Annotated in this window: 25 protein-coding genes; 14 read left to right on the top strand and 11 right to left on the bottom strand. The window is 42.3% G+C overall.

Annotated features, from left to right (window positions below; all coding sequences use genetic code 11):
* Nucleotides 1-73: 73 nt before the first annotated feature.
* Nucleotides 74-2,026 carry an alkyl/aryl-sulfatase gene (locus tag DLD82_RS16310; protein ID WP_109942195.1) on the bottom strand — a complete coding sequence of 651 codons (1,953 nt, stop codon included), beginning with the start codon at nucleotides 2,024-2,026 and terminating at the stop codon, nucleotides 74-76.
* Nucleotides 2,027-2,249: 223 nt separating this feature from the next.
* Between DLD82_RS16310 and DLD82_RS16305 the strand changes: the two genes are divergently transcribed.
* The 8 genes from DLD82_RS16305 (at nucleotide 2,250) to DLD82_RS16275 (ending at nucleotide 9,174) form a co-directional block, all read left to right on the top strand.
* Nucleotides 2,250-3,566 carry an alpha-amylase family glycosyl hydrolase gene (locus DLD82_RS16305; RefSeq protein ID WP_219968491.1) on the top strand — a complete coding sequence of 439 codons (1,317 nt, stop codon included), beginning with the start codon at nucleotides 2,250-2,252 and terminating at the stop codon, nucleotides 3,564-3,566.
* 159 nt (nucleotides 3,567-3,725) lie between these two features.
* Nucleotides 3,726-4,103 carry an alpha amylase C-terminal domain-containing protein gene (locus DLD82_RS19035; RefSeq protein WP_219968490.1) on the top strand — a complete coding sequence of 126 codons (378 nt, stop codon included), beginning with the start codon at nucleotides 3,726-3,728 and terminating at the stop codon, nucleotides 4,101-4,103.
* Between the two features lie 118 nt (nucleotides 4,104-4,221).
* Nucleotides 4,222-5,268 (top strand): ABC transporter substrate-binding protein, encoded by a 1,047-nt coding sequence (locus DLD82_RS16300; protein ID WP_109942194.1) that lies wholly within the window; start codon nucleotides 4,222-4,224, stop codon nucleotides 5,266-5,268.
* A gap of 30 nt (nucleotides 5,269-5,298) precedes the next feature.
* Nucleotides 5,299-6,129, top strand: a complete 831-nt coding sequence (locus DLD82_RS16295; RefSeq protein WP_109942193.1) for an ABC transporter permease — start codon at nucleotides 5,299-5,301, stop codon at nucleotides 6,127-6,129.
* Nucleotides 6,126-6,854: an ABC transporter ATP-binding protein gene (locus DLD82_RS16290; RefSeq protein ID WP_181391493.1), complete on the top strand. Its 729-nt coding sequence runs from the start codon at nucleotides 6,126-6,128 to the stop codon at nucleotides 6,852-6,854. Before DLD82_RS16295 ends, DLD82_RS16290 begins: the two co-directional genes overlap by 4 nt.
* Nucleotides 6,851-7,534: a GTP-binding protein gene (locus DLD82_RS16285; RefSeq protein ID WP_109942191.1), complete on the top strand. Its 684-nt coding sequence runs from the start codon at nucleotides 6,851-6,853 to the stop codon at nucleotides 7,532-7,534. The genes DLD82_RS16290 and DLD82_RS16285 overlap by 4 nt, the downstream gene beginning before the upstream one ends.
* A 16-nt stretch (nucleotides 7,535-7,550) precedes the next feature.
* Nucleotides 7,551-8,309: an ATP-binding cassette domain-containing protein gene (locus DLD82_RS16280; RefSeq protein ID WP_109942190.1), complete on the top strand. Its 759-nt coding sequence runs from the start codon at nucleotides 7,551-7,553 to the stop codon at nucleotides 8,307-8,309.
* Between the two features lie 10 nt (nucleotides 8,310-8,319).
* Nucleotides 8,320-9,174, top strand: a complete 855-nt coding sequence (locus tag DLD82_RS16275) for an ABC transporter substrate-binding protein (RefSeq protein WP_109942189.1) — start codon at nucleotides 8,320-8,322, stop codon at nucleotides 9,172-9,174.
* Nucleotides 9,175-9,518: 344 nt separating this feature from the next.
* On the opposite strand, the gene DLD82_RS16270 is transcribed toward DLD82_RS16275, so the two are convergent.
* Nucleotides 9,519-9,749, bottom strand: a complete 231-nt coding sequence (locus DLD82_RS16270; protein ID WP_109942188.1) for a helix-turn-helix transcriptional regulator — start codon at nucleotides 9,747-9,749, stop codon at nucleotides 9,519-9,521.
* Nucleotides 9,749-10,333 (bottom strand): DUF2178 domain-containing protein, encoded by a 585-nt coding sequence (locus tag DLD82_RS16265; RefSeq protein WP_109942187.1) that lies wholly within the window; start codon nucleotides 10,331-10,333, stop codon nucleotides 9,749-9,751. Before DLD82_RS16265 ends, DLD82_RS16270 begins: the two co-directional genes overlap by 1 nt.
* Before the next feature lie 109 nt (nucleotides 10,334-10,442).
* Here DLD82_RS16265 and DLD82_RS16260 point away from each other — a divergent pair, with 109 nt between their 5' ends.
* Nucleotides 10,443-10,673: a hypothetical protein gene (locus DLD82_RS16260; RefSeq protein WP_109942186.1), complete on the top strand. Its 231-nt coding sequence runs from the start codon at nucleotides 10,443-10,445 to the stop codon at nucleotides 10,671-10,673.
* A 58-nt stretch (nucleotides 10,674-10,731) separates the two neighbouring features.
* Here DLD82_RS16260 and DLD82_RS16255 read toward each other — a convergent pair whose 3' ends face one another.
* The 8 genes from DLD82_RS16255 to DLD82_RS16220 form a co-directional block, all read right to left on the bottom strand.
* A complete protein-coding gene (locus DLD82_RS16255; protein WP_181391492.1) occupies nucleotides 10,732-11,451 on the bottom strand; it encodes an ABC transporter substrate-binding protein in 720 nt (239 codons plus the stop codon).
* Between the two features lie 317 nt (nucleotides 11,452-11,768).
* The gene (locus tag DLD82_RS16250) at nucleotides 11,769-12,788 is read right to left on the bottom strand and encodes an ATP-binding cassette domain-containing protein (RefSeq protein WP_109942184.1); all 1,020 of its coding nucleotides are present in this window, start codon (nucleotides 12,786-12,788) and stop codon (nucleotides 11,769-11,771) included.
* 14 nt (nucleotides 12,789-12,802) lie between these two features.
* The gene (locus tag DLD82_RS16245) at nucleotides 12,803-13,489 is read right to left on the bottom strand and encodes a GTP-binding protein (protein ID WP_109942205.1); all 687 of its coding nucleotides are present in this window, start codon (nucleotides 13,487-13,489) and stop codon (nucleotides 12,803-12,805) included.
* Nucleotides 13,490-13,706: 217 nt separating this feature from the next.
* Nucleotides 13,707-14,762: an ABC transporter substrate-binding protein gene (locus DLD82_RS16240; RefSeq protein ID WP_109942183.1), complete on the bottom strand. Its 1,056-nt coding sequence runs from the start codon at nucleotides 14,760-14,762 to the stop codon at nucleotides 13,707-13,709.
* Nucleotides 14,763-15,226: 464 nt separating this feature from the next.
* On the bottom strand, nucleotides 15,227-16,078 hold the full coding sequence (locus DLD82_RS16235) for a class I SAM-dependent methyltransferase (protein WP_109942182.1): 852 nt from the start codon (nucleotides 16,076-16,078) through the stop codon (nucleotides 15,227-15,229).
* Between the two features lie 156 nt (nucleotides 16,079-16,234).
* Complete coding sequence (locus DLD82_RS16230; RefSeq protein ID WP_109942181.1) at nucleotides 16,235-18,802, bottom strand: oligosaccharyl transferase, archaeosortase A system-associated; 2,568 nt, start codon at nucleotides 18,800-18,802, stop codon at nucleotides 16,235-16,237.
* Nucleotides 18,803-18,907: 105 nt separating this feature from the next.
* Entirely contained in the window at nucleotides 18,908-19,570 is a 663-nt protein-coding gene (locus DLD82_RS16225) for a class I SAM-dependent methyltransferase (RefSeq protein ID WP_109942180.1), read from the bottom strand.
* 269 nt (nucleotides 19,571-19,839) lie between these two features.
* Nucleotides 19,840-21,051, bottom strand: a complete 1,212-nt coding sequence (locus DLD82_RS16220) for an ISL3 family transposase (protein ID WP_109942204.1) — start codon at nucleotides 21,049-21,051, stop codon at nucleotides 19,840-19,842.
* Between the two features lie 254 nt (nucleotides 21,052-21,305).
* On the opposite strand from DLD82_RS16220, the gene DLD82_RS18745 reads away from it, so the two are divergent.
* The 5 genes from DLD82_RS18745 to DLD82_RS16200 are packed head-to-tail and all read left to right on the top strand — an operon-like array spanning nucleotide 21,306 to nucleotide 25,547.
* Nucleotides 21,306-21,539, top strand: coding sequence for a hypothetical protein (locus DLD82_RS18745; RefSeq protein WP_109942179.1), 234 nt, complete (start codon nucleotides 21,306-21,308; stop codon nucleotides 21,537-21,539).
* A complete protein-coding gene (locus tag DLD82_RS16210) occupies nucleotides 21,536-21,880 on the top strand; it encodes a hypothetical protein (protein ID WP_109942178.1) in 345 nt (114 codons plus the stop codon). Before DLD82_RS18745 ends, DLD82_RS16210 begins: the two co-directional genes overlap by 4 nt.
* Nucleotides 21,877-24,996 (top strand): hypothetical protein, encoded by a 3,120-nt coding sequence (locus DLD82_RS16205; protein ID WP_109942177.1) that lies wholly within the window; start codon nucleotides 21,877-21,879, stop codon nucleotides 24,994-24,996. Before DLD82_RS16210 ends, DLD82_RS16205 begins: the two co-directional genes overlap by 4 nt.
* Nucleotides 24,993-25,160 carry a hypothetical protein gene (locus DLD82_RS18740; protein WP_181391491.1) on the top strand — a complete coding sequence of 56 codons (168 nt, stop codon included), beginning with the start codon at nucleotides 24,993-24,995 and terminating at the stop codon, nucleotides 25,158-25,160. The genes DLD82_RS16205 and DLD82_RS18740 overlap by 4 nt, the downstream gene beginning before the upstream one ends.
* Nucleotides 25,161-25,547: a hypothetical protein gene (locus tag DLD82_RS16200; RefSeq protein WP_109942176.1), complete on the top strand. Its 387-nt coding sequence runs from the start codon at nucleotides 25,161-25,163 to the stop codon at nucleotides 25,545-25,547.
* Nucleotides 25,548-25,691 lie beyond the last annotated feature (144 nt).

Below are 25,691 nucleotides of genomic sequence, written 5' to 3'. Positions count from 1 at the left end.
CGGTTAAAACGGTTAGTTTATCCTAAGAACCTCTTAATGTGTCAAACCCAAAAAAATAAAAAATGTCCGGAGATCAGGGAAGAACAATGTTAAATGAGGTGTCAAACACATCAAGCATGTTCACAAACTTATCAAATACCGCTGCATCGCCGGTTGTTGTAACATCTGCCGGTGTCACGGATGGATCAAGGGCAAGCTGTTCAAGTGTCTTTCTTGGCATCCTTACCGTTACATCTGCAGTTGATGAGGTTACATCCACATAGTAGACGAGAACATTATTCTTTACCTTGAGTAAAGCCTGATCACCGTTATCTGATAGAATCAGGTTTATCTGGAAATCCTGGCCTTTTGCTTTCTCTCCATTTACCCTGACTGAAATGTAGTCAAGTAACTGACTCATCGTCATTGCAGACATAATATCATCAGAAATCCCGCTGGCTAACAACTTCTGAGGTTCAGAGCTTCGAAGGTCCCGGGCAGCCATCAGGTATGCATTCCGGGCAGTTCCTGATACTGACTGGTATCCGAGTTGTTCAAGGGCTGCAGCTTCTATCTCCCGGGCAGCCATGTTGGTCGGATCTGCAAATACAAGATAATGTGCAATAGAGGCTACCAGTTCATATTCTCCTGCATCGTAGTCGATTTGAAGCTGCTTAAGAGCTGCATCAGCACCACCCATGTATTCGGTCAGGACCTGTGCATATTCCTCCGGAGGAACCCGTTTCAGGTTAATCGGATTCGCATCATAAAATCCCAGGTATTTCTGGTACGTGGCTTTTACCCCCATATAGATCTGGCCATAAAATCCATAGGTATACCAGTACTCTTTGAGGGATTCCGGGACCTCAATCATGCTTGCTATCTCATCCATGGTATACCCCTTGTTCATGAGATTCAGCGTCTGATCATTGACATATTTGTACAAATCCCGCTGGTTTTCAAGAATTTCACGGACCTTATCATTACCATATCGTGGCCAGTGGTGAGAACTGAGCATGACCTCTGCCTTATCTCCATATAACTCAAGAACTTCTTTTAACGCATTTGACCAGGCAAGCGGATCTCTGACCTGTGCTCCCCGCAGAGTCAGAATGTTATGGTACGTTGCAGTACAGTCTTCAGCAACCAAAAGTGCGTTCTTTTGAGGGAACCAGATATCAAGTTCCACCGGAGCTTCGGTGTTTGTTGTCAGATGGAACTCCATATCAACACCGTCAACGGTTACCTGCTGACCGGTGTGGGTGATATCGAGCGTCGGAGGAATCAATGATATCGTACCGATAGCAGGCGTTTTTCCAAGACCAATGTCAACATTCCCTTTGGCATCCTTCGGAAGCTGAGTTCCGTACTGGTACGTCGCCCTCCGGAACATGGCATTTCCGGCATAGACATTCTCACTCAGAGCATGTTCCATAAAATGCTCCGGAGCGATGATCTCAACCCTGCCTGCATCAACATCCTCCTGGGTAGTTACTCCTTTCACTCCCTGGTAGTGATCTACATGAGGATGCGTGTAAATGACTGCTTTTACCGGATAATCTCCAATGGTCTGATTCACAATATCCATCGCTGCCCGTGCAGTTTCAACCGTGACCATCGGATCCACGACAATCCAGCCGGTGTCCCCTTTTACAAGGGTCATAGAAGTGACATCATATCCCCTGACCTGGTAAATACCATCAGTGACATTATACAGCCCGTTGATGTTATTGAGCTGTGCCTGCCTATAGAGGAGCGGATTTATGGTATTCGGACATGTGGCATTTTCCAAAAAGTCATATGCCGACATGTTCCAGGAATCAACACCCGGATAGTCCGAGGGAATAATAAGGGGATCATCGGTGGCCATAAATCCCCGGTTAGCGAAATCAAAGTCTTCGTCGTTATTATCCCATGCCGGTGTATCATTTAATTCTTCATTCACTGCAATCGTATAATCTGTAGCATCATTCCGATCATCTGCACATGCTATCCCACAGAGGAATGCCAGACAGAACAAAACAAGGATTACCCATCTCTTTTTCATAAGTAAACATGAGTTGTAGATATTTATTTGTACTTAAATCAATCGATTTGAACTAGCTAAATTATCTAGGCCCATATAACCTCATATCCAACAAAATTTCCCCTGATAAGCGCTAAAGATCTTTTGTCTCACGTAATTTTTATGCCTAAACATTAACGGAGAGTAATAACGATCATATATAAATATCTGCATATGCATGATACTTCATCATAGGAGGTATCTCATGAACCTGCTAGACTTAACAAAATTGGGGCCAAGAGAAACATCACCCGGAATATTTCATTTTGGTCTGTTATTGCCGGATATCTCACCGGATACAGGAAATCATCTTTTTTTGAAAATTATTCATGAATCTGATCAATTCCTGCAGAAAATTCCCCCAAAACTGTTCCCACTACAGCATTCAATTGACCCGGAATATGGAGACTATTGGTCATCGACCATATCAATTAAACCTGAAAAAGAATCATCACCAGAATCTTCCTGGGGAAGTAAAGGGAAATATGTGTATCGCTATTTTTTGATAAATGATGAAAAAAAGATAGAAATTGACTGGATTATTGATCCTTTTGCCCGTGAATATGGTACAGGAAAATTATCTGCAGTCACTATGGGATATTCTGATCATGAGTGGGATGAAACAGAAAAAAACTGGAAAACTCCGGAGTTATCAGAACTCATCGTGTATGAACTCATGATAAGTGAATTTGCCGGCAGCATTCAAAGAGCAATAAAGCGTCTTGATTATCTTGCAGATCTTGGAATCACATGTGTTGAAATTATGCCGGTTTCCAATTCGCTGGAATCCATTGACTGGGGTTTTTCACCAGTTGGATATTTTGGTGTCGATGAGCGGTTTGGAAAGAGAAGAAAGTTTCAATGGTTTGTCAACGAAGCACACAAACGGGGTATTGCCGTTATTATTGACTCTGTGTATGCACATACCGATGCCCAGTTTCCGTATGTCTCGGTATATCGGCAGTTAAAGATGAATAAATACCCGATAACCGGTCCTTTTGCAAAAGATGAGTTTGGAGAAAGTACTGATTTTCATAAAAAACTGACACAGGATTATTTCTTTTCCGTGAACATGTTCTGGCTGGAGAAATTCCATGTTGATGGGTTCAGGTATGATTACGTGCCCGGATATTACGATGGTCCGACTGGTGAAGGATATGCAAATCTGGTATATAGCACCTACAAAGCAGTAAAATCCAATCAAAATACCAAAGGTCACTGGCAGCGGTTTTTTAATGGGTCTGATTTTAATTTTATTCAATGTGCAGAGCAACTTGAAAAACCAAAGGAAATCCTTGAAAAAACATATACCAATTGTACCTGGCAGGATAGTATTCTCTACTCCGGATCAGAAGTAGCGAAAGGACGAACAGAGTTTCTCACGAGTTTTGGATTATCTCTTGGTCTGGACGGGTTTTGTGAAGATGTATCGGTTCAGGGTGATGAGATCAAAAAATCAGCAATCCAGTACTTAGAAAACCATGATCATGCAAGGTTTATCTGTAACTTCGGACTTTCCTGACATTTTGACAATCAACTGTTATGGGAAGGAAACAGGGAGTACTGGTATAAGCTGCAACCCTATCTTATCGCTCTTTTTACCGCGAAAGGCATCCCATTTCTCTGGCAGGGAGAGGAATTTGGTGAGAATTACTATATTCCGGATAAAGGATGGGGACGGGTGAAATTATTCAGACCTCTCCGGTGGGATTATTTCTATTCTTATGAAGGAAAGAACCTCGTATCACTTGTCCGGAAATTAATCCATATCCGGAAGAATAACATACAATTCAGAAAAGGGGAACATTATTTTTACAATCACCATGATTATTACCAGTCCAAACAGGTTATTCTCTTTTCAAGGCGATATAAGGATAAATTTAGCTGTGTTGCACTTAATTTTGGAAATGTCAGCCAGACCGTTCCCTTCTGGTTCCCTATTGACGGGAATTATCATGAAGAACTGGAAGGCAATGATTATCTCTCTGATTTGCGTTCAAAAGATAAAACGATGCTTACAATACCGAGCAATTATGGACGAATCTGGACATCTGAATGAATACTTTTCATGATTTTTTCTTTTTTTCAGTTGATTTTTTTTAGTAAATAGAAACTTTTTCAAAATGTTTTTGGATTTGGTATTTGTAAACCGAAATGGCATATACTGATCGTTTCGAATGAAAAAGAAAAACAATAATAAAGAAAAAGGGAAGTTTAAACGACCATTGCTGAATTTCTCTCTAATTTTGGTTTTTTTATTTGCCCTTACCATCACCGGAACAGGAGATAATACTACAGCGGCGATAAGTCCGGATAAGATCTCCGAACTTGTTCTCGTCGGCCCTCCCGGACCAATGGCAATACCACTTGCTTACCTTGCAGAAAATAACAAACTGGACGATATAGCAGAAAAAACAACACTCAAAATCTGGGAGAACCAGGACCAGCTCCTGGCAATGGTAAATGGAGGAGAACCACCTCACTTTGTCACCATGCCATCGAATACGGCTGCCACACTCTATAACAAGGGAATCGATCTCAAGTCCCTTGATATATCAGTATGGGGTATTCTGTATGTTATCAGCACAGACCCTTCCATCAAATCCATTGAAGACCTTAAAGGTCGTGAAGTTGTCGTTCCTTTTGAAGGAGCTATGCCGGATCTTCTCTTTAACAATATCTGCCAGAAGAATGGGATTGATACATCAAAGGATTTGAGTATCTATTATGCCAGCACCCCTCAGCAGGCTGCACAGTTACTTCTCGCCGGGCAGAAAGATTGTGCTGTAATGACCGAACCGCTGGCAACTCAGGTCATGCTCAAAGGTAAGAAAGCCGGAACAGACTTTTACCGAAGTATCGACCTGCAGGAAGAATGGGATAAAGCAACCGGCCTTGGCGACCGGATTCCGATTGCAGGTACCGTTGCAATGCCAGAGATAATGAATAATCCGGATGCAATCAACAGATTCATGGAAGAATATACCCTCGCTATCGACTGGCTGAAAAATAATCCTGACGAAGCAGGAGTATTAGGTTCACAGATTGAAGAACTGGGTTTTGAAGCAAAACCGGTAGCAGAATCGGTTAAAAATACACGGTGGGATTTTGTAAGAGCAAATGAGTGCAAAGATGACATTGAAACCTTCTTTAACGTTCTTGCCGACCAAAACCCAAAGATCATTGGTGGAAAACTCCCTGATAGCGGATACTATTACCAGTAATTGCTGTAAACCCGGGCATTACTGATACTTATGCCGGTACCATCGACAAGAAGGCAGAAATTCACCGTTGGAGGGATGATTACTTCCTTTCACAATTTTCTGCTTGCTGACAAAGTTCTTTACGGAGTTCTGGGAGTTATCATTTTTCTTGTATTCTGGCAGGCTCTTTCCTGGATTTTTAATGCAATGATAGTAGCTTCTCCCCTTGCTACCATTAATGCCCTGTTCGCCCTTCTAACCGAGACAAAAACCTGGGAGTATATCATGATAACACTCTTCAGGCTTATTGTGGGATTATTCCTGGGCAGCATTGTTGGATTGCTATTAGGTCTCGCAGCAGGGACAAACAAAAAGATCCGGCAGGTACTTGAACCAATAAAGTGGACTTCCATGACGATTCCGGCCATTGTCATCTCGATTATGGCAATGCTCTGGTTTGGCATGGGAAGTGAACAGGTAATTTTTGTCGTGATCATTATCGTTGCACCTATCACGTATGTCAATGCCATGGAAGGACGGTTTGCCATCGATGAAAAACTCATTGAGATGGGCAGATGTTTCAACCTTCCATTAAAAATGTTTTTCAGAGAGATCTACCTGCCAGGAATCGCCGCTTCGGTTATCGCAGGATTTGCACTCACCGCCGGAATGGGCGTCAGGGTTGTAGTTCTTGCAGAATTTATGGGAGCTCATGATGGCATCGGATACGGCCTTTCCAAGTCATATATGTACCTGGACACCCCCGAACTGTTTGCCTGGATACTCATTTCTCTTGCCCTCCTGGGATTACTGGAATTTGGCATTATGAAACCCTTGAAAACACACATGATGAGATGGAAAAAGGGAGGGAACCTCTCATGATACGATTTCAGAAAGTGTTCAAATCATTTAGCGGACACATGGTACTCAATAACCTCTCTTTTGATATCGAAACAAATACGGTTGTCAGTATCCTTGGCCCTTCCGGAATTGGAAAAACCACGATATTAAGGCTCATTTCAGGAGCCATCAACCCGGACTTCGGGGTTGTAGAAGTTACCGGAAAAAAGATTGGATATATCTTCCAGGATCCACGTCTGCTTCCCTGGAGAACTGCAAGAGACAACGTAGCACTCGGTCTCATCGCCGAAGGAAAACCAAAAGACGAATCAAGAAGAATTGCCGCCGGATGGATGAAAAAACTGGATCTTGAAGGGTTTGAGGATTATTATCCAGGAGAACTCAGTGGCGGTATGATGCAACGGGTCTCAATTGGCAGGGCTCTTGCGATAGAACCAGACATCCTTTTGATGGATGAACCGTTCAGCAACTTGAATGTTGAACTTAAAAAAACACTCATGACAATGCTTGAATCGATCTTTGAGGAATACCAGACCACTGTTGTGTATGTAACCCATGATATATCCGAAGCGGTGAGGATTTCAGATAAAATACTCAGTATACTGCCAGGTTCTGTAACGGAAGAAATTCAGCCGGATGATTTTCAAAAGCTCATGCAAAACTCCTGCATTGATGAGTATGAAAGTGATCTGACTAAAAAAAGAAAGAAAGAACCAATGTTTACAAAAAAGGTGACTGCCATATGAAATTTATTACCATTGCAGGGCCTCCATCATGTGGAAAAACTGCTGTCCTCATTCATACGATAAAACGTCTTTTAGAGGATGATACAAAGGTAGCCGTTGGAAAAATTGACTGTCTTGAAACAGATGATGGTGAACGGTACAAAGATCTTGGAATTCCGGTGATTGTCGGATTAAGCGGAGATTTATGCCCGGATCACTATTATGTCTCCAACCTTGAGGAAATCCTGACATGGGCAAAGAAAAACCAGGCAGAGATGACTATCCTTGAAACCGCCGGACTATGCCATCGGTGTGCTCCGGCAATCGTGGGTTGTCTTTCCGTTGTGGTAATTGACAACCTGAGCGGGATAGATACTCCTAGAAAGATAGGTCCGGTTCTAACGACTGCAGATGTGGTGGTAATTACCAAGGGAGATATCGTATCGCAGGCGGAACGGGAGGTGTTCAGACAAAAAATCCGGCTGGTAAACCCTGAAGCAGAAATTCTCGAATTCAACGGCCTGACCGGAAAAGGATCTGTCAGGCTTCGAAAGATCCTGCTTGAATCACCAGAGGTACACACCCTTGTTGATGAAACACTGCGAAGCTCAATGCCAGCATGTATCTGCTCATACTGCACCGGAGAAACAAGAATTGGAAATTCCTACCAGCTTGGCAATGTGCTCAAGATAGTCTCCTGAAAAAAAAGGAATAATCATGAATAATCTGGTAACTATTAAAAAAATCACAATCCTGGGTGGGTACACCAAAGATGGAATGGAAGAACCGATCCGGAAAATGGACATCACAACCGGAGAGATCCTGGTGCTCGTCGGACCTACCGGATCAGGAAAGAGTATGCTCCTTTCCGACATCGAACTTCTCGCATCAGCAGACACCCCTTCCAAAAGAACGGTGCTCATCAATGATACCATGTATGAAGGATGCAGGAGTGAGATTATCGCTCAGCTCTCCCAGACGATGAATTTTGTCATGGATACAACCGTCGGGGATTTTTTAATCCTTCATGCATCAAGCCGGAATATCGATTCAGATGCAATCGTAAACGATGTCATCGCTCTTGCAAACACCCTTGCCGGGGAGCCAATCAACCCTCATGATTTCATTACTACACTGAGCGGTGGCCAGTCAAGGGCTCTTATGATTGCCGATATCGCTCTTATCAGTGATTCTCCAATTGTCCTCGTTGATGAGATAGAAAATGCCGGAATTGATAAACTGCAGGCGTTACAGGTCTTATCTGACAAGGGAAAGATAGTAATCGTTGCAAGTCATGATCCGGTCATCATGCTTATGGCAAAACGGCGGGTTGTTATGAGAAACGGCGGAATGAATAAGGTTCTTTCAACAAACCAAAAAGAGACTGAACTTCTCCATGAACTCATATCATTTGATAAGAATATGTTCAGTTTACGTGAATCGCTCCGGACCAGTGGCACTATTGAGATAGCATAGAGGAAAAATAATGAACATTATTGACGTTGGGCTTCCGGTTTCCGTCTCCCGGATGCTGGTCCAGAAAATGCAGACGATGGTCCCGGAAGAATTAATCTCTGTCAGAAGAATTCAGGAAGCGGAAGTAGAACCTCTTTCAACGATAAAAGACGAGATTCCGGATCTTACTACTACCCACCAGATCTCAATCATGAAAAACAGGGATGCAATGATCTCATCCGGACATTACAAGCCACTAAAAGGCCTAGTCCCGGATATGCGGGAAGATGTTGCAGCAAAAGGATTTATCGATCCTTCCGGGTTATTCACCCCGATCTGTGTTGTTCCGGTGGTGATAATCTATAACCGCCATATCAGCAATCCTCCTTCTTCATGGCATGACCTCCTGGATCCCCGGTGGATAGGGAGGATTAATGCACCTTCTCCGGTAATTTTACAAAAACTGATGAAATTTTATGCAAAAAGTCTTCTTGGTGAGAAGGCAGAAACGCTGTTTAAAAGTATTGTACTTGATGGTCTCCCGATTGACGTGAATAAAAAAGTAAATGAAGGAACTTTTGATATTGGAATCGTTTCCCTGCCCTTCTCCCGGGCATCCAGGGACCAGAATGTTACCCTCTGCTGGCCAGAAGAGGGGGCTTTTGCTTTGCCACAGGTCCTGATACAAAAGGACGGAGCATGCAAAGAAGCACTGACGGTAAGTAATTATCTCCTCTCGGAGGATGCTCAGAAATTTATCTCCGATGTTGGTGTTATGATTCCGGTAAATCCGGTTGTTCCCCTTCCCCGTGAAGTTCAGGAGAACAAGATGTCATTGTACTGGAAAGGATGGGACTGGTTTATTTCCGGAATAAATGCAGTCTAACAACAAACATCCTGAACTTCTCAACCAGAGAGGAAATTTCATCCATGAGGACCATTCATATGGAAAAATGAAACCTCATTATCAAGGGAAAAAGAGAATATCACCAACTTCCGGATATAGGCATGTAGGTAAAACCATATATTACTAATATACAGTTTGAGAATAATCCATATAATACTAATATATGGATCTATTATCACATCACAACCTTGAAACCGTCCTGATAAACCTGGTTCAGCGGTTTAAAAAACAATAGATGTGTGATTGTCCAGGCTAGAGCAGGAGACATGTTCCCGGAGCCGGATCAGCCAGAATGACTCTCTTTGAACCACTCAAATGAGGATTTATGACAGATCTACATCTGCTTCATCGTTTTTTTCTTCATCTTCAAAACAAAACAGTTCTTCAATAGTTACATTGAAGAGTTTTGCCATTTTATATGCTACATCAATCGAAGGATTGTATTTTCCCCCTTCAATTGAATTTACCGTCTTCCTGGTGACCGATATCTTCCGGGCCAGTTCTTCCTGTGTCAGGTTATGAATTGCCCGGAAAATTCGAATATTATTCTTCATCAGCTACCAGGTTCCATTTTTTTATTATAGTAGAATGAAAATGCAGCAAAAAGACCTGCAATGAGAATGGTCATGATACCAAAGGCAAGGCCCATGAACATTGGTCCATCTCTCACTCTGTACCCAAGTCCGAATAACCGTTCAAGAGAGAACAGTTCTTCTCCGGATATATTATTCATATCCTGGATAAACAAACGTTCATCATACACCGGATTAAAATTCGGGTACCAGACCGAAAAATGAATCCAGGCTGATCCATTATCTGATATACCAATCCCGGAACCAAGACCTCCCCCGTTGCCCCAATAAAGCATCATTGTGCTGGCAAACAATATCGCACCAACCACGGTAAGAATTTCCAGAGTCCGGATCGCCGCTTTTCCACTGATTGCTTCAGATAAATCATCGGTCATCACCTCATTAATCCGCCGATGAAATGCATATGCCCCGATTATTGCAATAATCACTACAAAAGCGATAATAAGCAGACTTCCCATTGCAATCCCAAGCCCAAGACCCAGGATTATTCCCAAACAGATTCCGGCTAAACACAGGTAATATGTCATTCTATTGATCCCTGCCATATGTAACCTATGTTACTCTTTTAGAGTAAATAGTTTCCCATGCGTGATGTAGACTTACTTCAGGATGAGTTTTTACCGATGAAACCATCTGAAAAAAGGATTAGTGGTGATGATAATTGAAAAACCGTTTGTCAAACAGGTAGAACAACACAAGAAGCAGTATCATTACCAGGGAGAAGACAACAGCATCTCCGATGAGATTGTCCGGGTTAAGGCCCCGGACCATTTCCGGATCAGGAATGTAGGCATGAGTGGACATAGGGCACCTTGTGTTGAATTATGTACGATGATAACAAAAAACTATCTCAACCTCTGGGATCTTCCATGGATTGTTGAATGAGCAACGGATACAGTTTATTTTTCGCAAAAATATTTGAATTAAGCATTGTTTTTTCCGTTTACTTACCTGGATATTGATCGAATTCAGAAACTTCCTCGATATAAGATTCCCAACCCTGCCAATTCTCTAATCTGCCATTATATGCAATCATATCATGTATTGGGATCCCACTGAGAGCTGGCCAACACCCCTGCTTGCTCAGGTAATTTTGCATATCTTCATGCATCAACAGGTCGGCGATTACCTTCAGCTTCTCGTCAGCACCCTTTTTCCATGCAATCACCTGAGGCAAGAGAATAAACCCTTCTTTTGGAGGATTGATTGCAATTCCTCTCCCTTCCGCCATCATTGCAAATGAAAAATTCGTAATACCAATGTCATATTCTCCTGATATAACTGATTTGATAACACTCGGCGGACTGCCTTCATATACCGCTCGTTCCTCAAATTCGGGAAACTTGTCCGGAAATTCATGCTTAAGATATGCTCCCACCGCTCTGCTCAAGGGCTTGTCTCGATTCGGTAAAATGACCTTAAATTTTTCATTGAAAAGATCACTCCATGAGTGCTTCAATTCATTCTCCTTTATTTTTTTGGTATTATAGAACATAACCATAGGAACTACAAAAAGCGGATAGAACAACCCATGAGGATCTGTCAGCATATGTAATTCTTCTCTCACGGGATGTTCACTTGCAAATTGGCCCGCAATATCTGAAAACAACCCACTCTCAACCCTGTTTCCTAAAGATGCAAATTCAGGAACATGAGTAATCATCAGGTCGGGAAAAATTCCCTTTTCAATAGATGGACCGAGCCACTGCTCGCTGCAATTCGAACAGTACTCAAGATCATGCGGTGTATACAGGCTAATTTTATCACCAATCTTTTTTTCCAGATTTGGTAGATTATTTTTTAGATAATCCAGCATGTGACCTCGTAAATTAACCGGTGTGTGAATCATAATACGTATCATACTATCATTTCCTCGTTTTTCAGTCTTTTTTTCAAATGGAATTTTCATTAAGCGTCATTTAAAACCGCAATTCCGGTTTTTGTCAGTCATCTTTCAAAGTTGTAATTTCGCTTGAGTAATTACCATAACAATTCATCTCCGATCTCAAGTAGTTGACCATTCCGAAGAGATTCCCGATATTTCATCAAAATATTGTCAATTTCAGTCAGCCTGAGCAACCCTTTCTTTTCATTTGATGTCGTTGTAATAACCTTTTGAATTCCCCCATTTTTGACAACGATTCGTTTATTTCCCATTAATGCAAGGAGTGGATCATGTGTCGCGATAAGGACAATTTTATTTTGTCCGATAAGCAACTCCAAAGCTTTTTTTCGGTTAATACCGGCATTTTCAATCTCATCAATCAAAACAATAGGAGATGTACTTAAAAAGGCAGTATCGGCCACCATCAATGCTCTGGATTGTCCACCGCTTAAGGATGTAAGCGGAGTATTTATGTCAAATCTTTCACCGGAAAGCTCATTTGCATGAGATACAATTTCCTGTGCTTTTCTTTCAGAATTATCAATCAACCTGCTTTGCGCATGAAGGATTATAAATTCTCCAACACTCACATCCATGACAAAATTCATATTCTGAGATAATTGAGCCACCAGTTTGTGTTCAACTGAAAAACGCCAATCATTCGGTGGAACAGACCCATTTATCAATATTTGTCTACGAGTGGGCGTATCCCTTTGGGCCATCCACTCGATATCAGCGAGAAGTCTGCTTTTACCTGACCCCGTAGGACCCACAATACAGATTATTTCTCCGATGCAAATCTTCAAATCTTTCTCTTCTGGTCTTTCAGTTTTATCTCTTCCACCCAAAATGGTAATATCACGGATATTAAAAGCAGGTTCTTCTCTGATAGCCTTCATCCGGCACATAAACGAACGAAATCGCTTTATTAAATCCTCCTGATTCAGGCCCATATCTTCCAAAAATACGTAACCAAGTGAATCGATATAATCTTTTACCGTATTATCTACATCATCAATTGGCAGACCATTAATGTTGAAAAACTCTTTAGAATATGGATATTTATCTAACAAGTCTTTTATCTTAAATTCTTCCAATAAAACAGATTCGTTCATTAAATATCCTCTTTTTAATCTAATTTCATCTTTCTTACATTTCCCATCTGTTTATTGAGCCCAATCAGTTTTTCACCAAGACAATATGAACAAAGAGCGGATGGCATGCTTATCCTCAGTTCCTTTCCAACCAATGTTTCAATCTCTGTGGCTGTCTCTATGAGTGTCCCTAACTCACCGGCTCCCTGACCTGTAAGTCCATTCACATGCAAAATAATACCATCTGGATTGGCCTGTCTGATTTTTAATGCAAATATCTCTCGTTCTGCCTGTGAAACGATATCTCCCTTGGTGATAACAACAATATCAGCCATTTTGAGCATTGGGCCGATTTTTTTGGGCGTATTTATGCCCATCAGGTTATCAATGACACATACGGCAGTACAGCCTTTAATATGGGGTGAACAGCGATTACACAGGCCTGCACTTTCACTTATTAAAATATCATAGGATTGCCCGATAGCCCAATTAAGACAATCATCGATGTTACTAACAAAAAAGTGATCCGGACACATGCTCCCAGATAGACCAACTTTACTGTCAATATTCTGTGCAGCATATAGTTTATCGTCATCGGTCACCAGGCAGTCAAATTTCAATACTCCAATTTTTAAATGCTTGTCTTTTAATTCCTCGATAGATTTTATAATAACCGATGTTTTCCCAGATGAAGGCGGTCCGGAAATAGTAATTAATTTCATGGTATTTTTTCCTCCCGAATTATCATAATTCAAATCTCCCGGTTATTGAGACACTCGATCATCTTCGTTATATTGAACCATACTACATTTTTTGGTAGATAGGAACATTTAGTTAAACTGGAGAATGGCATGGATTTTTTTGTCATTCATTTTTCGATTATTTCAATAGAGAAAAGACAAAAAAGGTTACAGAGATCTTCTGATACCTCTATATTCCTTACAAACCAGAAGAAGAAATAATCTTATTCACTTCATCATCGGTCAGGTAATAATGGAAGAACTTTGAGTAAAACTCCTTGACATATGCCGGAAGATCAATATCGGTGAAGAGATCCGGATAAAGAACCTTTGCCAGCCATGGAATCCCAATAATCCTGTTTACTCCCGGTGGACGGTCAATCCAGCCAAATGGCTGATTTGGAATCAGGTAAACTCTCTTGTTCTTAACTGCATCAATGTCCTGCCAGTTTGGATCTGTATAAATTGAATCATAGAATTTGCTATCACCGACAAGAATCAGCTCCGGGTTCCAGGAGACTACCGATTCAAGAGAAACCGGAGACATCCCACCCTGCCCTTTTGCAGGAACGGTGGCAACATTCTCTCCACCACAAAGGGTTATGAGTTGGGCACATGCTGTTCCAGCAGGATCAGTCTTTAATCCATCCGGACCTTCGGCATAATAAACCCGGACTCTCTCTTCGGTTGGGATATTTTTCACCGTAGCATTTACTTTTTGAAAGACCTCGTCATAATATCTGATGAGATCTGCTGCCTGCTCCTCTTTACCAAAGAGTTGACCGAGAAATTCAATTTCAGAACTGTAAGCCAGGACATCTGTCGCATCAGAAACGGCAACGACAGGAATTGGATAGAGTTTCTGTTCCAGATCCTCAATCTTGGTGTTCGGGTTTATTCCGGGAGCAAAAGCAAAGAGAATAATATCCGGATTCATTGAGAGGAATGTTTCATAATTCAGTGTATTCCCAGCCTGCTGACCACCTACATTTGGAAGAGATGTATATTTTTCATCCATGTATTTAGTCTTAGAAAAGTCCCAATTAGTTCCAATCAGAACATCCGGAGAGAGCATATAGGTCGCAAACGTAATGGGAGGATTGGTTCCCAGTACCGTGTTGATTTCAGTTGGAATAGTAACCTCTCTGCCACACATATCCGTGATGGTCCTCGTATCATCAGCAAAAACACAGGGACCTGTACAAATCCCCATTAACAGGATGAGTAAAAAACCTTTCAACCATATTTGATTCATGGAATTACCCCATTGAGATTAAAATTAAATGAAATATTTTAACTTTAATCACCAAACAAATTTTTGAACTTTCCCATTAATAAAATTTTATTTTTACCATTATGTAAATATAAATGGCTTACATTTTGGAACCTATAGGTAAAGCGAATAAACAAGCGGGATCTTTTGTAAAGATTAGAAATCCTTTGTTCAATTGAAAAAATAGTAATGAAATATCTATCTTTTCCAGATACTGGATGATTTGCTCATAAAAACCTGCCTGAACGTCAAAACAAAAGGATGTCATAGAGATTCTGTAGAAAATAAAAATTCACATATGTGTCTAAAACCGAATAATTTGAGAGATTCAAAAAAACAGCGCAGAAAAAATGATTATTTTTACCGGATAGGATAATAATCAGGATACACAAAAGAATATCATAATAGAAAAGATAAAAAAAGGAAAATTAGAAAAAATGGAGAGGTTACTGAGATTTATCCGGAGACCACCACATAACCACAGCGTGATTTGTCTCGGTAAATAATCCATCTTCAGGGATTTCCTTTTCAATCATCTCCATTATCCGTTTTGCAACATCATTGTCAACTTCTTTAAACCGTCCGATAAAACCGGCAGTCATACGAAGTCTCTCCTGTGGTGAGGTGGAATTTGTAAATGAATAATGATCAACCTTGCATAACCGGCCCCATTCCCGGACAATCACATAGGCAAAATAATCTGCATCAGGTTCGAATTCTCCCCGGTATGGCACTCCGACAATCTCTTCGTATACCTTTTTCACAAAATTGGATCTTCCCGCAGGCTGGATAATTACACAATACTTCCGGGCAGCATTTTCCATTCTCGAGATATGTTCTTTCAGGTCAGGAATCATCCAGAGAAAATGAGAACAAACAACAAGATCATACGAATCAGCAAGTTCTGAATCGTTCATCTTTGTCCAGTCGGCCTGAATAATCTTCACATTTGAACATCCGCTATCATCAAGGTTTTTTTGCAGATGTGCAATGTTTTGCGGATTAGTATCGATACAGGTGATTGACCGGACTTTTTTTGAGAGCGGAATAGTAAGTGTCCCAGGGCCAGGTCCGATTTCAAGGACATCCATAGAACTGTCCAGTATTGAGTCGATTATTTCAACCGGTTTTCTGCCAAACTCATAATCATTTGACTGAACCCGTTTTGAAAAGTCACCAGCAGAACTTTTGATATAATCCGGGTCAAAAGTTACTTTTGACCTTCCTGCCCTTTCGCTCCGGATAGCCTGCCTTGCTTCTTCCCAATTTATTGAATACTTTAAATCACGATTACTCATCACCCATAATTTCTACTCATGAGACAAAAATTTAACTATTTGATAATGTAACGTATTTTTTGTTTACCGGACAAAACCTCAATCCTTGCGAATTTGTCCGGACTCTAATCAAGTATATTATCAAGTATAACGACACAAAAAGAGAATTAGGAAAAATCAGAGTGAAAGACCCGATTTCACCTGTTCCTCTGTAACCGAATATGTATCACCGGTTATGTTATTGCGGTATGGTCCGGTTACGGTAACTGCTCCGACACTCGTGTCTGTCGGGTATGGAACAGTAAACGTCCCGTTCACACTGTTTGCCCGGTAGACAAATTCACGTCCCGTGTTGGTTTTGATGGGTAATTCAAGCACCCCGTCTCCGGAAATTTTCGCTCCCTTTACATACTCAAATATCTTGACATACCGAAGGTCAGGCATGTCAGCAGGAGTAGTCCGGGTATCTGACTCATAAATAAGACGGTAGTGCTGAAGGGAACTTACCGGACTTACCGGATCAGTATTGACAAAATTTGCCAGGATGGCATCATACCCGGGATTTGTGGAAGCATTGAATGATTCCATTCGTGCAATTCCATCCGTGTAACTTGTCTTATTCGCTTCAACGACAACCGGAATGGAAATCCCTGAATTTTCCGGAGTCATGTATTTTAAGAAATACACCTCACCAGGCTCGATGTATGAACCATCAAAATTGTGAAGCCTTGATACCATGGTGTGATAATACTCATCGGTAAGCACTGAATAATTCACCCCGGTCTTTCCATCCTGATTTGGAAACAGGAATTGTTTCTGGTACGGATCTATTCCTACGTCCGGATTATCCCAGATTGAAATCGCATTCAGGTATCCGGTATCCATATCAATATCAGTGATTACATACCGGGTATTCAGATTGTCCAGTATCTGGTCTGCTTCACTCTCATTTTGGGTGAGTAAAAACCGTGCCGAACCATTCGGCCCATTCACGCCATACTGAAAAGGATTCGCATTTGGTATCCGTTTACCTAGGAGCGTAATGATATGACCATAATCCCACCATGACATCACCCCGTACGCACTATCCGGATAGGTGAAGTTTTCTTTCTCATATATGGCTAAATAATCAATTCCCGGATCAGGAGTATTTTTTTCAAGCCATTCGGTAGCCATTCTCCAGTCCTGATTGAGCCGGTATCCTCCGGACTTTAGATCCATACCAATCGCAGCAAATGAAAACAGCAGAACTGATAATAATACAATCCCGAGAAAGATGTATGAAACAGCCTGTATTGGTGAAAAATCACCCTGATTTCGAGTTGAGGAGTGTTTTCCTTTCCCTTTTTCAATTTTTTTCTTTGTTTCCGGTGTCTTCAGTTCACCTGCATCCGGTTTTTCTTGTTTTGCCCCACCGGGTAATTTCATCAGGTCAAGAGCAAATCCAACCGCAATACCTCCGAGAATTGCAACCGGAACGGCAAGGTAATATTCGTACCTGATATGCTGACTGGTTGCATACAGGATTACTATGGACCAGAGAAGGGTAAATGCATGGGAAGGACAGAGTTCTTTTCTAATCCGCCATGCCAGAACCGCAAGCCCCAGACAAAACAGAACCAGCGAATAATTGAACGTTTTCCATGCATCGTCCCATTCCCAGGGCCGGGCTTCCCGGATAGTCTGCCAGTGAATATCACTTGAACCAAAAAACCCCACGGCATTTGATAACAGGTACTGAAACAGATCCGGCATGAGTGCTGCAAGTGCGACAATTCCAAGGACTGTAACGCCCAGAATCGCACCGACATAATACCATACCGGTTTTTCCCGTAATGCATACGAAAATAAAAACAGCAAAACATTTGCCAGAATTAAAAGGGAATATGCAACCGGATGGCCGGTTGTGTAATAATTAAGGCCTCCCTCTGCATGTATCCCGATAATGAAGAATCCGATTATGGCAACAAGGAAAGTGACCGTATTAATGAGCAGGGCTGAAGCACCACAATGACCGATAGATCGCTGGATGATAAACCAGATAGGAGTAAAGATCCCAACGAGAAGGGCAAACAAGAGCATCGTCGGCATCAGGGCAAGACCTAATGTATAAGAAATACCGCACAAGACACCGAGTAGTGCAGGAATCTTCCAGGTCTCCCATTTTTTTATATCAACCGGATGTCTCCTGCAGTACATCAGTGCAATGATGTAACACAGACAGAAAAGTGTGCTAAAAAAAACTTCTCCGGCATGGTGATCCAGGTACCCGTAAAAAGACCGGCTGAAAAACTGGCCAGGCATAATAGCAATGAAAAATGCAGCAAATAGTCCAGCCTTCCAGTCTGCGACCCGGCTTACCAGAAGATATACTATCGGGACTAAAAGTGCAGCCAATACACAGGGTAAAAAGAGAGAGACCGAAATTATTTCCGGTCTTGTAACTGCTCCGGCAAGAATACAGATTGTAGCGCCAAGGAAGGGAAAGAGCGGTCCCCAATGCATCTGCTGACCATAGGGAAAATAGGTCATCGGATCAAACCATGGGACATTCGGATAATTGGCTATTACCTGTTCTATCCGCCTGAGTTGGTAGGTCGGATCATCCATCCCGACAAACATCAGAACGTCGATGTTTCCAAGAAAAGCAGGAGTCGTCCGGATATAAAAAGATAAAAGAACCAAAAGAGCGAGAATTCCTCCGATAATTATCGAAGATCTCTTTAATATATTATAATTATTCATACCATCTTCTAAACAGCATATGAGTCTGGAGTGATAAAAATCTGCTTGAAGGGAAAAATTTTTTTCTTCTGAATAAATGCCAATCTTTTTTTTAGAGAGTTTTTTTCAGGTATAAGCAATCATCACGCCGTACATCTCGTACCAGTATGGGAAAATTACCCATGAAAATCCTGCTTTTATGAGTTCTTTTCTGACATAATCAGGATTATATCCTTTGATCATTGGTTCAAGCGGCTTTAACATGAGATCTGTCTCTGCCTCAGTCATCCCATTCTGAATCATCTGTTCCCTCCAATGGGAGACATACAATTCAAATTCCCACTTGTCCAGCGGCTCAAAAATATCTCCATATGCAAATACTCCGCCAGGCGAAATTCTCTGACGGATGCGAAGAAGGATTTCCGGTATCTTTTCCCGTGGGAGAGCAAACAGGCATTGTGTCAGAACAACTGCATCAAATGTTCCATCCGGAATATCCTGTGTAATATCACAGGTACAGAACCGTACATCAGAGAGTTCGGGTTTTTTCTGTGCAACAGCCATCATATCCGGATTAATATCAGAGCAGACTATCTGTGCATCCTTAAACTGCTGCCGGACCAGCCGGGTCAGAAAACCGGTTCCAGATGCCAGTTCAAGAATTGTTTTTGTCTGCTTTGGAATAAACTCAATCACCGTTGAAAAAAACGTATCATAATGGGGAAGTGCCATCCTCTCTAGTTCATCGTACCGACCAGGTAACTCCAGTTGGTACTGAAAATTATTCATACTCTATTTGGGACAGGCTCTGAATTGAATGTTTCTTATGGTAATCCGGTTAATTGGGATGGAGTTTTTTACCGCTTCTAACACCCGGAGACCAGAAGGGGTTTTAAAGGCTTTCCATATTGATGCAAACCATAAAAAAGGGTTATTTTCATGGCATTATCCTTGATCAGAATGGAATTCAAAACCCGTAAAATTTTGTTTATGACATATACTCAGTATTGACGTATCATTCAGAGATATCCAGTAAAATCTGGAGGCTCTTCGTCGTTTCAAGTGGGTAAGTCAAATTTTAGTTGTCCCAATCTTAAGTAGATCATAGTCATAAAATTGTCATCATTACGATAACCTCTTGCATTCGCTTTTAAGGCCTGAATGAGACTATTAAGTCCTTCTAACAAACCATTTGTGAATCGATTATTGAAATAATTTATTATCCCATTCCAATGGTTTTTTATTGTCTTTGCAACCTTCACCATTGGATGAATCCTGGAATGAGTAGCCCAAAAATACCATTTTTTAAAGTAAGCGTTGGCTGATTCAATATCCTGCATCCCCCAAAGACCCTGAAGACTTAATTTTAGATTATAAGCCCTTACCGTCTTTATATTCATATCCTTAAGAGTGCCTAATGTTTCTTTTTGTTTTTCCGTTAATGAAGAAGGATTTTTAAGCCAAATCATTCGAGTTTTTTTCAAAAATCCATTTAATGTCTGTTCCAACCTTCTTACTTCATCCAATGCTTCATTCACTAATTTCATAACATGAAATTTATCAAATATAATTGAGGATTTAGGAAATGTCTCCGTTATCCCTTTAATGAACGCAGGAGACATATCACAACAAAAATCACTTATCTGCTCCAATGTTCCTTTATGAGATTTCAACGAATCTGCAAAGGTTATTAGGGTAGACGAATCCTTTCCTTTACAAATATGAATGATACGACCTGTATCGAGATTTGCAAAAACAGTAATATATTCATGTCCTTTTCGTCTGGATGTTTCATCAACTCCAACTGAGGTAACCTCTGAGAGATCAGATTTTTCTATTGCATCTTTAACATAGTGTTCAATTACTCTCCAAATTTGTTTATCTCGAAGTCCGAACTTTTTCGCAATTTGAGAGATTTGCATGGTTTGTGCGAAAAGAACAAACATCGCTTCCATTAAGAGAGTGAATCCACTATTTTCCCTAGCCCATGGAACATTTACTTGATGAACATTACAATGAGGACACTTTATTCGAGGAATTCTTGCATGGAGGTATGTTTGGTGTTCAAAAAAATCTAAATGACGCCAGGTTCGCTTATTTGTATCATAAACCGGACAATCTAATGTGTTACATATAGGACAAGGAAATTTCGAACCCTCTGGAAAATCAATCCAGATATCAAGTCTGCGTTCTCCTTCATTAAATTTTAATAATGATATAATCCAAGGAGCAGTAAGATGAAGGGCTGAACGAAATAATTCTTCAGTAATAATCATATAGTAATTTTTTTGTTCAAACTACATCATACCCACTCAAACTGACGAAGAGCCAATCTGGATAATGAATCAGACCTAAGAAATTTCCATTCGCTATTCCATGTGTTCCGGCTTTATCACAATTGTTAAAACGAAATTCCGCTACATTTTAATCTCATCCGCATACTAATTTTTCTGCCCGCCGAAAACTCCGGATACATTATTCTTTTTCCTTAAAATCCGGAATTGCCGGTGGGAGAGGTAGTACCATGATTACCATACCCGGATATCTCATTTTATTTGACCGGAAAGGCCGGTCATTATTTCGAACACGAAAAAAACCTTCGAAATCCAGAAAAGATGAAGTGTCCCCCGTCGCTGAGTTCGCCGCCAAGCTGATCACACGAGGGGAACAATCATACATTATTCTGGCACGTAAAAAAGGTACCTGCACCCTATTTACCCGGAAGGCCCTGGCGGACCGTGCTATGAGGTATCTATGAGCACTCCTTCCGGCTATCTGACGGTGCGGATAACTCCCCATGCAGCAAGGCTCTTTTTACAGCACCAGGGGTACTTTACCGTCCATGTGACGAAATCAGCCCTCCCCATAGACTTTCTCGCGTGGAAAGAGCGAAATGAACTGCTCTTTGTGCATGTTGTCTCATCACGGACAAAACAGGGCACACCATCATATCGTAATCTGGTAGGTGAACTTTGCAGCCTTGTCAGGAAGGTCCCTCTTCCCGGAGAGATGCAGCTGATGGTATATTCGGGCTGTTCCTGGAACCGGTTTCGGGTAAAGTCTGGTGGTATCTATGCCATGTCCGGAGAGTGTACATGACATCGGACCAAAAACAGAATATTCTCTCTGCGTTACGTATCCTTTCAAGTCCAGGCCAGGTTATTGAGACCAGGATTATCACGGCGGAAGGTATTGGTTCAGGATACTATGATAATCCGGAAAAATTAGCCGATGCAGCGGCCATTCTTGATACAAATTCACAGATCAAAGGGATATACATCACCCTGAACGAGGTGAACCCGGCTCTTTTGGCACGTCGTGCAAACCGGGTTTTGATGAGACTTTCAAAGAAGGATGCTACAACAGCAGACCAGGATATTACCCATAGATTATGGCTGCCGATAGATATTGATCCCCGTCGGCCTTCCGGGGTCTCATCTTCTGATCCCGAGCACAAGGCAAGTCTTCTTAAAGCCGGGAAGATTGCTGCATATCTTTCATCGGTTGGATGGCCAGAGCCACTCATAGCCGATTCAGGTAATGGTGCTCATCTTTTGTACAGGATTTCTCTTCCCAATGATACTCATAGCCGTGACTGTATCAAAAAGTGTCTTGAATCACTTGATATTCTCTTTTCCGACGAGGAGAATACGGTTGACACGGCCAATTTTAATGCCGCCCGGATTTGGAAACTCTATGGCACAACGTCAAGAAAGGGGGATTATACCTCTTCGCGTCCTCACCGGCGGTCAGAACTTCTGAAGGTTCCTGAAACACTTGAGATAGTGCCGGAGGATCTGTTAAACAGACTTGCAACTCTTTACCCGGACGAGCCAAAAGAGACGAAGAAGCAAAATTCCCGGTCCCCGGAAGATCTTGGAGCATGGCTGTCCGGCCATGGTATCGGGTTTTCAAAAAAACCATATCATGACGGAACACTCTATATCTTTGACCAGTGCCCATTTTCGGAGGCTCACCAGGATGGTGCTTATGCCATCCAGTTTGGTTCAGGGGCCATTTTTGCCGGATGTCACCATGATTCCTGCGGAGGAGGAGTTCAGCGGTGGAAAGAACTGCAAAGACGTTTTGACGGTGATGATACAGAGCAGCGTCTTAAAAAACTCAGGAGTGAGCGGTTACGTGAAAAGGCTGCATCTTCCGGACTCATAAAAAATCAGCCGGATGCAAGAATTTCAACCGAAGCAGAGCGAATTCTCCGGGATAGTTCACCTATCCGGTACATGCTGGATGCATTTTCACAGGATCATGAAGGTGACACGGTTGTGGCCGAATGTCTTCTCATGTCGCTTGCATCCCGTTCGGTTATCAATTCTAAAGGGCTTCATGTCTCCATTACCGGAGAATCGGGAAAAGGAAAGTCACATACGATTGATACGATGCTCAGTCTTGTGCCGGAAGAGCTCAGGATAGACGGGCGAATGAGTGATAAGGCTCTTTTTTACATCAGCGATTTAAAGCCGGGGTCGATTATTGCCCTTGATGATGTGAGTCTTTCAGATCAGATGCAGGAGATTTTGAAAGGAGTTACCACATCTTTTCAGCGTCCGTTCAGGTACCGGACCGTAAGCAAGGATAGAACCGGGATGACCTGCACAATTCCGGAACGGTGCGTTTGGTGGATTACCAAGGTTGAAGGAGCAGGGGACGACCAGGTGTTTAACCGGATGCTGACCTGCTGGATTGATGACAGTGAGGAATTGGATCAGCGGGTGCTTGCACGAACCCTTTCCGATGCTTCACGGGTTCCGACGAAAAATGCCAAAGTCCGGGATGAAGTGCTGATTATCCGGCAGATATGGCGGATGATTACTCCCGCCTGGGTTGTTATTCCCTTTGCAGAGGATATTCATTTCCAGTCGGCTGCGAACCGAAGAAATCCGGACATGCTGCTAGATCTTATCAAGACGTTTGCAATCCTGAACCAGTTTCAGCGTGAACGAGCGGATATGGACACAATGCCGTGTGTGACTGCGACAGTTGATGATTTTTATGCTGCTGCACGGCTGTTTGATGCCCTGAACGGTGATACCGGAGGGCAGATAACAAAACTTACAAAACGGGAAGCATCGCTGATTGCTGCTATCCAGTCATTACAACTAACCGAGATGACGATTCCGGATCTGCAGAAGGTGACCGGATGGCCGAGTTCGTCTATTCACAAACTCCTGAACGGGTACCAGTCAAGAGGAAGCCAGTACTCCGGACTGCTTGAGAAATGTCCGGCGATTTCTTTTCATGAACAGTCGGTGACCAGTGGCGAGAATGGGCAGATGGTCCAGCGGAGGATGAAAGTCTTTGTCTGGGATCAGTATCTCTATGATGCCTGGGTTTCTTCGGGGGCGGTATCACTCCGGTCCGGAACCGATGATTCAAAGAGAAATTCTGATTCAGATGGGACCGAGCCGGATTCCGGCCCTGGATATGATAAGCCAGAGGAGAAAATTTCGTGTTTGTCCGGCTTAGATGGAGGAGGTAAGGATTCTCTTCTCACGGGTGAGGGGTCGAATGAGGTTTGTGAAGCAGTGGCGGAAAAAGAGGGCCAAAGCTGCAGAAGTGAAGCGGCTGCTTCAATAAAAATTCCAAAGAATTGTCCGGATAATCTATCTTGTACAAATATTCTTAGAGATCTTAGTGAGTGTGAAGCAGAAGGTGAACTCACTAGGAAGGAGGAATTCATCCCTGAAGATGAACGATTTCGTGACTATGAACCCGGGGTTGCAGAACAGGAGTTAGAAAACCGAACCACATGCCCTCCAACTCCAATTCAGGATGATTTTTCCGGGCGGATTGCTGCTTCACACATGCAGCAGAATGCTTCACTGCTGATATCACAGGTAGATCCCCATGATTTTTCCCGGCTAGATGGGTGGCCGTCAATGCAGGTATGTGGGGTATGCGGAAGGAAACCGACTGTTTATCGCCGGAAGAATCGGAATAACCAGGATACGCCGGATAATCCGGATGCGTTTTTGTGTGAAGGGTGTTACAACCGGGCGGTGAGCAGGTATATTGCCAGGCTGATTCCTCTTCCGGGAGTAATTGATACGAGCCAGATGACAAGAATGGAGCCGGGTTCAAGGTGTTCACTCTGTAATCTTCTTCCGGTTGGTTGGTATGACAAAGAACGACAAATCGGCCTTTGTGATTCGTGTTATGAGCGGGAATGTGAGAGAAAACGGAGGGAGGAGGAATGAGCCGACCATTTATCGATGATTGCAGGATTAAATGCTGCAAGCATCTTATCTGGGTTACGTATCAGTGGAAGAAGAATCCGAATAAGTCCGGACGGAGGAGAATTTGTGCACTGGCTAACCGGCCGCCTTCCTACCTCCTGAATTGTCCGCTGGAGGATGAGTAGATGGGATTTGTCGTCCGTTCAGAAAAACCGGCACAAAGCCAGGGGAAACGGATTTTTGATCGTATTGGCAGGATGTTTTTGTCAGGTGAGTGTCTCCGGATTGGGATTGATGGATCCGGAGTGTTTGATATGAGCGTAAACGGGGCCGGTATTGTTCTTTTAGGTCTTGGAGAGGCTGATGTATATGATGGCGGGTCTGCTCTCTCATCCGGAACGGCCTGGCTTTCAAAGAGCAGGAAAGGATTTTACTTTTCTATCAGGGGCCAAACGTTTGTGACTCCTGCAGATCGTGTGAGGAAAGTGCTGGAAGGTCTTCACCGGAAGGCTCCGGTTTTCCTGGTGCATGAAACAGAGGCTCGGGAGGCAGGCAAGGATACATCAGATTGATCCTTTCCGGAGGTATTTCACCATAAGGGATAAGATTTGAGGAGTTTATCATGATGCAATGAAATGGTATATCCTTCCCCCTTCGTTACTATTCAGCGATGCACCCAAACTCTAATATTCCGAAAAATGAATTTTAATTCTAAT

The organism is Methanospirillum stamsii, from assembly GCF_003173335.1.
Taxonomy (GTDB): domain Archaea; phylum Halobacteriota; class Methanomicrobia; order Methanomicrobiales; family Methanospirillaceae; genus Methanospirillum; species Methanospirillum stamsii.
Note: the sequence above shows the minus strand (reverse complement) of the source record. Positions and strands in the feature narration are given on the sequence as shown.

Bases quoted from the DNA above. Each gene is read 5' to 3' on its own strand.
- DLD82_RS16245 (WP_109942205.1), bottom strand. From the start codon at position 13,489: ATGAAATTAATTACTATTTCCGGACCGCCTTCATCTGGGAAAACATCG.
- DLD82_RS16260 (WP_109942186.1), top strand. From the start codon at position 10,443: ATGATAATTGAAAAACCGTTTGTCAAACAGGTAGAACAACACAAGAAG.
- DLD82_RS16295 (WP_109942193.1), top strand. From the start codon at position 5,299: ATGCCGGTACCATCGACAAGAAGGCAGAAATTCACCGTTGGAGGGATG.
- DLD82_RS16235 (WP_109942182.1), bottom strand. From the start codon at position 16,078: ATGAGTAATCGTGATTTAAAGTATTCAATAAATTGGGAAGAAGCAAGG.
- DLD82_RS16240 (WP_109942183.1), bottom strand. From the start codon at position 14,762: ATGAATCAAATATGGTTGAAAGGTTTTTTACTCATCCTGTTAATGGGG.
- DLD82_RS16285 (WP_109942191.1), top strand. From the start codon at position 6,851: ATGAAATTTATTACCATTGCAGGGCCTCCATCATGTGGAAAAACTGCT.
- DLD82_RS16290 (WP_181391493.1), top strand. From the start codon at position 6,126: ATGATACGATTTCAGAAAGTGTTCAAATCATTTAGCGGACACATGGTA.
- DLD82_RS16310 (WP_109942195.1), bottom strand. From the start codon at position 2,026: ATGAAAAAGAGATGGGTAATCCTTGTTTTGTTCTGTCTGGCATTCCTC.
- DLD82_RS16270 (WP_109942188.1), bottom strand. From the start codon at position 9,749: ATGAAGAATAATATTCGAATTTTCCGGGCAATTCATAACCTGACACAG.
- DLD82_RS16300 (WP_109942194.1), top strand. From the start codon at position 4,222: ATGAAAAAGAAAAACAATAATAAAGAAAAAGGGAAGTTTAAACGACCA.
- DLD82_RS16255 (WP_181391492.1), bottom strand. From the start codon at position 11,451: ATGATTACTCATGTTCCTGAATTTGCATCTTTAGGAAACAGGGTTGAG.
- DLD82_RS16200 (WP_109942176.1), top strand. From the start codon at position 25,161: ATGGGATTTGTCGTCCGTTCAGAAAAACCGGCACAAAGCCAGGGGAAA.
- DLD82_RS16305 (WP_219968491.1), top strand. From the start codon at position 2,250: ATGAACCTGCTAGACTTAACAAAATTGGGGCCAAGAGAAACATCACCC.
- DLD82_RS16265 (WP_109942187.1), bottom strand. From the start codon at position 10,333: ATGGCAGGGATCAATAGAATGACATATTACCTGTGTTTAGCCGGAATC.
- DLD82_RS16205 (WP_109942177.1), top strand. From the start codon at position 21,877: ATGACATCGGACCAAAAACAGAATATTCTCTCTGCGTTACGTATCCTT.
- DLD82_RS16275 (WP_109942189.1), top strand. From the start codon at position 8,320: ATGAACATTATTGACGTTGGGCTTCCGGTTTCCGTCTCCCGGATGCTG.
- DLD82_RS16210 (WP_109942178.1), top strand. From the start codon at position 21,536: ATGAGCACTCCTTCCGGCTATCTGACGGTGCGGATAACTCCCCATGCA.
- DLD82_RS18740 (WP_181391491.1), top strand. From the start codon at position 24,993: ATGAGCCGACCATTTATCGATGATTGCAGGATTAAATGCTGCAAGCAT.
- DLD82_RS16230 (WP_109942181.1), bottom strand. From the start codon at position 18,802: ATGAATAATTATAATATATTAAAGAGATCTTCGATAATTATCGGAGGA.
- DLD82_RS16250 (WP_109942184.1), bottom strand. From the start codon at position 12,788: ATGAACGAATCTGTTTTATTGGAAGAATTTAAGATAAAAGACTTGTTA.
- DLD82_RS16225 (WP_109942180.1), bottom strand. From the start codon at position 19,570: ATGAATAATTTTCAGTACCAACTGGAGTTACCTGGTCGGTACGATGAA.
- DLD82_RS16280 (WP_109942190.1), top strand. From the start codon at position 7,551: ATGAATAATCTGGTAACTATTAAAAAAATCACAATCCTGGGTGGGTAC.
- DLD82_RS18745 (WP_109942179.1), top strand. From the start codon at position 21,306: ATGATTACCATACCCGGATATCTCATTTTATTTGACCGGAAAGGCCGG.